Raw genomic sequence first — 8,086 nt, 5'->3', positions numbered from 1 at the left:
GTCATCATCTTGTCGAGGGATGCGACGCGGCGTTCGGCGCTGGAGCGGTCGTCATTCTTGGTGACGGGGATGGAGAAGGAGTCGAGGACGGCCTTGAACTTCGCGCCCGTCAGCGTGTTGAGGAAGCCCGTCAGGTGCCACCCGTCCGGGACAGGTGAGAGCTGGAAGTCCTCTTTGGCCATGCCCTTGATCCACGCCTCGTCCAGCTCGTCGGGATACACAGCCTCGCGCAGCTTGCGGACCACACGCCGCAGCTCGACCGGCTCGTTCGTGCGAGCGACGTCGAGCAGCCAGGGCTGGGCGTTGCTGATGATCTGCGGGCTGATGTGCTTGATGCCGAAGGTGAAGAGCTTGACGTGCTCGAGGCGGATCTGGCCTGCGGTCGCAGCTTCTGCGACCTGGGGGAGGTCGCGCATGGTGGCGTCGGCAACGATCAAGGACTTGGTCTGCTTCGCATCCAGACGCAAGTGCAGACGCGACCAGGCGGTGATCGTTGAGGACCCGTCAAGCTCGAACTCGGCCGTGCGATCCATCTCGGCCAGGTGGTGCGCCTTCGCCGCATCCAACGCATCCTGAGCGACCTGGATCGCACGCAACGCGGTGCGGTGGGCGCCGGAGTTCAGGGCGTGCGCGGCTTCGCGAAGCGCCTGCACCGTGACCGCTGAACTCATGATCTGATTCTACTCGAACAGGCGTTCGAAGACAAGAGTCGGATCGCGATAATTCGCTGCAGTTCCAGTCCGATCGGACGGTACAGGCCTGCCCTTCGAGGCTCGCTCGTTCCTTGCTCGCACCTCAGGGCCCGGGGTGCCCGCGTCGTCCTTGCCGGCTCGTCATGAGGACGCGCCGAACCGATCCAACCAATCCCACGCGGGCGTTCCAGCGACACGACGAGGATCACGCCACCCAGAGGTGAAATCGAGTTACGAAGCATGATGGGATACCACTCATGCCCTCGTTCACCCCGCCTTGCGTCGACCGGCTCGCCCGGTCCGCGGCTACGTGGGCGTGGGAGGCGATGGCGTGACCGCGGTTGCCACGGTCGACCGGGCAACCATCCGCACGACGGCTGCTGTTCGCTCGCACCTGCCCGGCCTCGACGGCCTCCGCGGCGTCGCGGTGCTGCTCGTCCTCGCGTACCACGCGTTCCCGTCGCGCCTGCCGGGTGGATTCGCCGGTGTCGACGTGTTCTTCGTGCTCAGCGGATTCCTGATCACGACGTTGCTGCTGCGCGAGAAGAACGAGCACGGTCGTGTGCAGCTGGGCCGCTTCTGGGTGCGGCGCATCCGTCGCCTCGTGCCGGCACTGCTCGCGATGCTGGTCGTCGTCACGGGACTCACCGTCCTGGTCGGCAACGACACGGGCGCCGGGCTGCGCAGCCAGGTCCTCGGGGCCCTGACCTGGACCAGCAACTGGATCCAGATCCACCAGGGCTGGTCGTACACGGACTCGCACCTGCCGCCGCTGCTCAACCACCTGTGGTCGCTCGGGATCGAGGAGCAGTTCTACCTGCTGTGGCCCCTGCTCGTGGTGGGTGCCCTGGCGGTCATGGCGCGCCGCCGCACGCAGCAGGTCACCGTCGCGCTCGCGCTCGTGTCGGTCGGCCTGATGACCTTCTGGTACCAGGTCGGCGAGCCGAACCGCGCCTACATGGGACTCGACTCCCACGCGTTCGGTCTGCTGCTCGGCGCGGGCCTCGCCCTGAGCCGGGTGCCCCACCTGCTCGAGCCCGGCCTCGACGGCGCGGGTGCGCGGTCGTCGCGGCTCCGCACCGCCGCCGGCGTGGTCGGACTGCTGGTCATCGGCGCGTTCTCCGTCTTCGTGGCCTGGAGCTCCGCAGTCACGTTCCTCGGCGGGCTCGCCCTGCTGAACCTCGCCGCCGTCGCCGTGATCCTCGCCGCGACCACGCCCGGGCCCGTCGCGGCCGGTCTGGGCTGGCTGCCGCTGCGCTGGATCGGGGAGCGGTCCTACGGGCTGTACCTGTGGCACTGGCCGCTCATCGTGTTCGCGGTCCGTCTGGCGCACCCCGACGACGCCGAGGCCGCCGCGGGTGTCGCCCTCGTGGTGGCGCTGCTCATGGCCGCGGCTTCGTACCGCTTCGTCGAGGTGCCGATGCGGCGGGACGGCATCCGCGCCACGTTCCGCGGCTGGTTCGGCGTCCTCCGGGGCGAGGACGGTCGCGACGCGGTCGTCGCCCGACTCGTCGCCACCATGGTCAGCACCTACCTCGTGCTGGCCGGTGCTGCCCTCTCGCAGGCGCCGTCGGAGTCGGAGGTCGAGACACTGCTCAGCGCCGGTGAGGAGGTCGCGGTCGACTCGGTCGACGACCTGGACACCGTCCCGGAACCCATGGTGCAGCCGCTGCCCGCGCAGCCGGCGCGACTGTGCCAGTCCGTCCCGCCCGGAACGCCGCTCAGCGCGTTCGGCGACTCGGTCACCGTGGCCATCGCACCCGTGCTCGCCGGGCGGCGCCCGGGCACGACCGCCGTCGCCGCGGTCGGCTGGCAGTACGGCGACGTCGCTACCGCGATCCGTCAGACCGCAGCGGCCGGGCAGCTCCAGCAGACCGTGCTGATCGCGACCGGCACCAACGGCATCATCGACCCGGCCGACCTGGAGGCGCTGCTCACGAACGAGCTCGCGGGACGCCAGGTGGCGCTCGTCGTGCCCTCCGTGCCGGGCCGCTCGTGGTCGGAGCAGGCGATGCAGACCGTGGGCGCGGCCGCTGCCGCTCACGACAACGTCCACCTGGTCGACTGGAACATCGTCGCCACCCAGAACGCCGGGCTCACGGCCTCGGACGGCGTGCACCCCAACGCCCAGGGGCAGAACGTCTTCAACGACCTGATCGACCAGTCGCTCGCCGCCTGCTGACCACGCCAGGCCGTGGCGTCGACCGTGGGGGACCCGGTCCACTAGCGTGCTGGGCGTGCCGGACCTCGACGCCTTCTCTGCCCTGCAGCTCGTGGGGCTGGTGGCGTTCGCGCTCTCGGGGGCGGCCGTCGCCGTCCGGGCGGGGATGGACTGGCTGGGCATCGTCGTGCTCGCGACGGTCACGTCCATCGGCGGCGGGACGATCCGCGACCTCCTGATCGGCGACGGCGTCGGCTGGGTCACCGAGCCCTGGCCGATCTGGGGCGCCCTGGCGACCGCGGTGCTCGTGATAGCCGTGGCGCACTGGAGCCCTCGCCACGAGCCGGACAGTCTCCGGCTGGTGCTCGTGGCCGACGCGGCGGGCCTCGCCGTGTTCACCGTGCTCGGCACCACGCTGGCGCTCTCGGCGGGCCTCGAGCGGGAGGTCGCCGTGATGCTCGGCGTCGTGTCCGGCGTCGGGGGAGGCGTGATCCGTGACGTACTCGCGGGCCAGCGTCCGCTCGTGCTGGTGGGTCAGGTCTACGCCCTCACGGCGATCGCGGGCGCGACCCTGTTCGTGGCGCTCGACGCGGGTGACCTCGACCGCGACGTGGCTCGGTGGTCGGCTGTCGCGGTCACGTTCGTGCTGCGCGTGCTGGCCATCCGGTACGACTGGACGCTGCCGCGGCCGGGGGACCGACGGCCGGCCTGACGGCGCGTCGGGACGCGGCCAAGGGGGTGCCGATCGACGGTCGAGCGCTGGTAGGCTGACGCCCGAAAGACGACATCCTTTAACGGCCGTCCCGTGAGGCGGAGAAGGAGGTCAGCATGGTCACGCCTGACGACGGACCCGATGCTGCCGCGCGCCCCGATCCTGAGCGATCCGACCCCGTGCCGCCGGCCCTCGCACGCACCGTCCTCGACAGCGGCGAGATCTCCCGCGCGTTGACCCGCATCACGCACGAGATCCTCGAGCGCAACCACGGCTCGGCCGAGGTCGTCCTGCTCGGCATCCCGAAGCGTGGGGTCCCGCTCGCCCGCCGCATCGCCCGCCGCATGGGCGAGGTCGAGGGCCGCGCCATCTCCGCCGGTGCCCTCGACGTCACGATGTACCGCGACGACCTGCGGCTCAAGCCGGCTCGTGCGCTCGAGCACACCGAGATGCCCGACGACGTCGACGACAAGATCGTCGTGCTCGTCGACGACGTGCTGATGAGCGGCCGCACGATCCGTGCCGCGCTCGACGCGCTTGGCGACCTCGGCCGGCCGCGGGCCGTGCAGCTCGCCGTGCTGATCGACCGCGGGCACCGCGAGCTGCCCATCCGGGCCGACTTCGTGGGCAAGAACCTGCCCACGGCGCTGACCGAGAAGGTGCGCGTCCGGCTCGCCGAGGTCGACGAGGTCGAGGACTCCGTCGGCATCGTCGGCTCGGCACCGAACGGGGGTGCGGCGTGAAGAAGCACCTGCTGAGCGCCGGCGACCTCACCCGCGAGGACGCCATCCGCGTGCTCGACACCGCGGCCGAGCTCCTGGGCGTGGCCCAGCGGCCGATCAAGAAGCTCCCCACCCTGCGTGGACGCACCGTGGTCAACCTGTTCTTCGAGGACTCGACCCGCACCCGCATCTCGTTCGAGGCCGCCGCCAAGCGCCTCAGCGCCGACGTCATCAACTTCTCGGCCAAGGGCTCGAGCGTCTCCAAGGGGGAGAGCCTCAAGGACACGGCCCTGACCCTGCAGGCGATGGGTGCCGACGCCGTCGTCATCCGGCACCACTTCTCCGGTGCGCCGCACCGGCTCGCGGCCGCCGGATGGACCAACGGCGCCGTCGTGAACGCCGGCGACGGCACGCACGAGCATCCCACCCAGGCGCTGCTCGACGCCTTCACGATGAGGTCCCACCTGATGCCGGGCGGCGGCGTGGGGGCCGATCTGGAGGGCAAGAACGTCACGATCGTCGGTGACGTCCTGCACAGCCGGGTTGCGCGCTCCAACGCGCTGCTGCTGCACACGCTCGGCGCGAACGTGACGCTCGTGGCGCCGCCCACGCTGCTGCCGGTCGGGGTCGACACCTGGCCGGTCGAGACGTCCTACGACCTGGACGAGTCGCTCGAGAAGGCCGACGCGATCATGATGCTGCGGGTCCAGCGCGAGCGCATGAACGCCTCCTACTTCCCGACCGAGCGCGAGTACAGCCGCCGGTACGGGCTCGACACCACCCGCATGAACCGCCTGCCCGACCACGCGATCGTCCTGCACCCCGGTCCGATGAACCGCGGCATGGAGATCACGGCCGACGTCGCCGACTCCGGCCGCTCGGTCATCGTCGAGCAGGTCACCAACGGAGTGGCGGTCCGCATGGCCGTGCTCTACCTGCTGGTCGGCGGGGCCACGAACGAGGAAGAAGGCTCATGAGCGAGCAGTACCTGATCCGGAACGCACGGATCCTCGGCGGAGAGCCGACCGACATCGCGATCGCGGACGGCGTGATCACCGCGATCGGCGCGGACCTCGACCTGAACGGGGCGATCGAGGTGGACGCGACGGGCCTCGTCGCGCTGCCCGGCCTGGTCGACCTCCACACGCACCTGCGCGAGCCGGGTCGTGAGGACGCCGAGACGGTGCTGACCGGCACCCAGGCGGCCGCGCGCGGCGGCTTCACGTGCGTGCACGCGATGGCCAACACCGATCCGGTCGCCGACACGGCGGGCGTCGTCGAGCAGGTCTGGCGCCTCGGCCGCGAGGCCGGGTTCTGTGACGTCCAGCCGATCGGCGCGGTCACGGTGGGTCTCGGGGGCACGCAGCTCGCCGAGCTCGGCGCGATGGCCGACTCCGCGGCCGACGTCCGCGTGTTCTCCGACGACGGCAAGTGCGTGTCCGACGCGGTGCTGATGCGCCGGGCCCTGGAGTACGTCAAGGCGTTCGACGGCGTCGTGGCCCAGCACGCGCAGGAGCCGCGGCTCACCGAGGGCGCTCAGATGAACGAGGGGCTCGTGTCCGGCGAGCTCGGCCTGACCGGTTGGCCGGCCGCCGCCGAGGAGGCCATCGTCGCCCGCGACTGCGTGCTCGCGGCGCACGTCGGCTCCCGCCTGCACGTCTGCCACCTCTCGACCCGAGGCTCGGTCGAGATCGTGCGCTGGGCCAAGAGCAAGGGGTGGGACGTCACGGCCGAGGTCACGCCGCACCACCTGCTGCTGACCGACGACCTCGTGCGGGGCTACGACCCGATCTACAAGGTCAACCCGCCCCTGCGCACCGCCGACGACGTCGAGGCGGTCCGCGAGGGCCTGGCCGACGGCACGATCGACATCGTGGCGACCGACCACGCACCGCACCCGATGGAGGACAAGGAGTGCGAGTGGTCGGCGGCCGCCTTCGGGATGATCGGCCTCGAGACCGCCCTCTCCGTCGTGCAGCACACCATGGTCGACACGGGTCTGCTGACGTGGGCGCAGGTCGCCGAGCGCATGTCGGCCGCCCCGGCGCACATCAGCCGTGTCGGTGGTGGCCACGGCCGACCGATCGCGGTGGGCGAGGCGGCCCACGTCGTGCTCTACGACGACCAAGCCACCCGTACGATCACTCCGGCCGACACCGCCTCGCTGTCGCGGAACACGCCCTATGCCGGTCGGGAGCTCCCCGGTCGCGTCGTCGCCACGTTCCTGCGTGGCGTCCCCACCGTCCTCGACGGTCAACTCCAGGAGGTCCGCTCATGAGCACCGGTAGTCCGACCGAGGCGATCCTCGTCCTCGAGGACGGTCGCACCTTCCGCGGCGAGTCCTACGGTGCGGTCGGCGAGACGATCGGCGAGATCGTCTTCAACACCGGCATGACGGGCTACCAGGAGACGCTGACCGATCCGTCGTACCAGCGGCAGATCGTCGTGCAGACGGCCCCGCACATCGGCAACACCGGCGTGAACTCGACCGACAACGAGTCGAGCCGCGTGTGGGTCGCCGGCTACGTCGTGCGCGACCCCGCACGGGTCCCGTCCAGCTGGCGCAGCGAGGCCACGCTCGACGAGTTCCTGGAGCACCAGCAGGTCGTCGGCATCCAGGGCATCGACACCCGCGCGCTGACGCGCCACCTGCGCGAACGTGGCGCGATGCGCGCGGGCATCAGCTCCATCACGACGCACCCCGACCTCCTGCTCGAGCGGGTGCGCCAGGCGCCGTCGATGGCGGGCGCCGACCTGGCCGGCGAGGTGTCCACGACCGAGACCTACGTCGTGCCCGCGGTGGGGGAGAAGCTCTTCACCGTCGCGGCCGTCGACCTCGGCATCAAGGGCATGACCCCCAAGCTCATGGCTGAGCGGGGGATCGAGGTCCACGTGCTGCCGTCCGCCGCGACGCTGGACGACGTCCTGGGCGTCACGCCCGGTGGCCCCGACGGCGTGTTCTTCTCCAACGGCCCGGGCGACCCCTCGGCCGCCGAGGGTCCGGTCGAGGTGCTGCGAGGCGTGCTCGACGCGGGAGTGCCGTACTTCGGCATCTGCTTCGGCAACCAGCTCTTCGGCCGCGCGCTCGGTCTCGGCACGTACAAGCTCAAGTACGGCCACCGCGGCATCAACCAGCCGGTCAAGGACCTCACGACCGGCAAGGTCGAGGTCACGAGCCACAACCACGGCTTCGCGGTGGAGGCCCCGCTCGAGGGCGAGTTCTCCACGCCGTACGGCCCGGGTCGGGTCACGCACGTGGGCCTCAACGACGACGTCGTCGAGGGCATCGCGCTGCTCGACGCCCCGGCCTTCAGCGTGCAGTACCACCCCGAGGCGGCCGCCGGCCCGCACGACGCCTCGTACCTGTTCGACCGATTCGTCGAGCTCATGAGCCGTCCGCGTGCCGGTGCCCAGGTCGTCGAGGAGACGCCCCCGTCGACGGACCCGGACGAGGAGCTGCAGACCGAGGACTCGGCCGACGACTCCCAGACCGACCACGAGCCGATCGACGCCCCTGAGCCCGTCGACGCGGGGTCGATCGACGACGCGGAGTCCGTCGACGCGGAGCCCGCGGCTCCGATCGACCTCGCCGCCCTCCTGGCCGGCACGGCGTCGTCGCAGCAGCCCGCCGCAGAGCCTGAGACCGAGGCCGCCGACGAGGCCGAGCCGCAGTCGCTGGGGTGGGCCCCCGCCCCCGAGACCCTCGGCTGGACCCCGCCGGCGGAGCCCGAGCCGGACGCCGAGACGGTCGCGGAGGTCGCCCCCGAGTCGCTGGGGTGGACCCCGGTCGAGGGCGACC

Annotated in this window: 6 protein-coding genes and 1 pseudogene; 6 read left to right on the top strand and 1 reads right to left on the bottom strand. The window is 71.2% G+C overall.

Translation table 11 applies throughout. The features are described 5' to 3' along the window. Nucleotides 1-671, bottom strand: a 671-nt coding sequence (locus LO931_RS13650) for a DUF222 domain-containing protein (RefSeq protein ID WP_229054268.1), incomplete at its 3' end; no start/stop codon positions are given. Between the two features lie 352 nt (nt 672-1,023). On the opposite strand from LO931_RS13650, the gene LO931_RS13645 reads away from it, so the two are divergent. The 6 genes and pseudogenes from LO931_RS13645 to carA form a co-directional block, all read left to right on the top strand. After that, complete coding sequence (locus tag LO931_RS13645; protein ID WP_229054267.1) at nt 1,024-2,874, top strand: acyltransferase family protein; 1,851 nt, start codon at nt 1,024-1,026, stop codon at nt 2,872-2,874. A gap of 55 nt (nt 2,875-2,929) precedes the next feature. Beyond that, nucleotides 2,930-3,565, top strand: coding sequence for a trimeric intracellular cation channel family protein (locus LO931_RS13640; RefSeq protein ID WP_229054266.1), 636 nt, complete (start codon nt 2,930-2,932; stop codon nt 3,563-3,565). A gap of 116 nt (nt 3,566-3,681) precedes the next feature. Next, nucleotides 3,682-4,308, top strand: a complete 627-nt coding sequence (gene pyrR / locus LO931_RS13635; RefSeq protein WP_229054265.1) for a bifunctional pyr operon transcriptional regulator/uracil phosphoribosyltransferase PyrR — start codon at nt 3,682-3,684, stop codon at nt 4,306-4,308. Next, complete coding sequence (locus tag LO931_RS13630; protein WP_229054264.1) at nt 4,305-5,264, top strand: aspartate carbamoyltransferase catalytic subunit; 960 nt, start codon at nt 4,305-4,307, stop codon at nt 5,262-5,264. Before pyrR ends, LO931_RS13630 begins: the two co-directional genes overlap by 4 nt. Next, on the top strand, nt 5,261-6,565 hold the full coding sequence (locus LO931_RS13625) for a dihydroorotase (protein WP_229054263.1): 1,305 nt from the start codon (nt 5,261-5,263) through the stop codon (nt 6,563-6,565). Before LO931_RS13630 ends, LO931_RS13625 begins: the two co-directional genes overlap by 4 nt. Continuing rightward, a pseudogene (gene carA / locus LO931_RS13620) lies at nt 6,562-7,683 on the top strand (glutamine-hydrolyzing carbamoyl-phosphate synthase small subunit); the annotation flags it as partial. The gene LO931_RS13625 and the pseudogene carA, both read left to right, overlap by 4 nt. Between the last annotated feature and the right edge of the window lie 403 nt (nt 7,684-8,086).

Origin of the sequence: Aeromicrobium sp. Leaf350, assembly GCF_916858655.1 — a bacterium.
Taxonomy (GTDB): Bacteria; Actinomycetota; Actinomycetes; order Propionibacteriales; family Nocardioidaceae; genus Aeromicrobium.
This window is presented reverse-complemented; position numbering and strand designations above follow the sequence as displayed.

Excerpts from the sequence above, each read along its gene's own strand:
- LO931_RS13625 (WP_229054263.1), top strand. The coding sequence starts at position 5,261 with ATGAGCGAGCAGTACCTGATCCGGAACGCACGGATCCTCGGCGGAGAG.
- pyrR (WP_229054265.1), top strand. The coding sequence starts at position 3,682 with ATGGTCACGCCTGACGACGGACCCGATGCTGCCGCGCGCCCCGATCCT.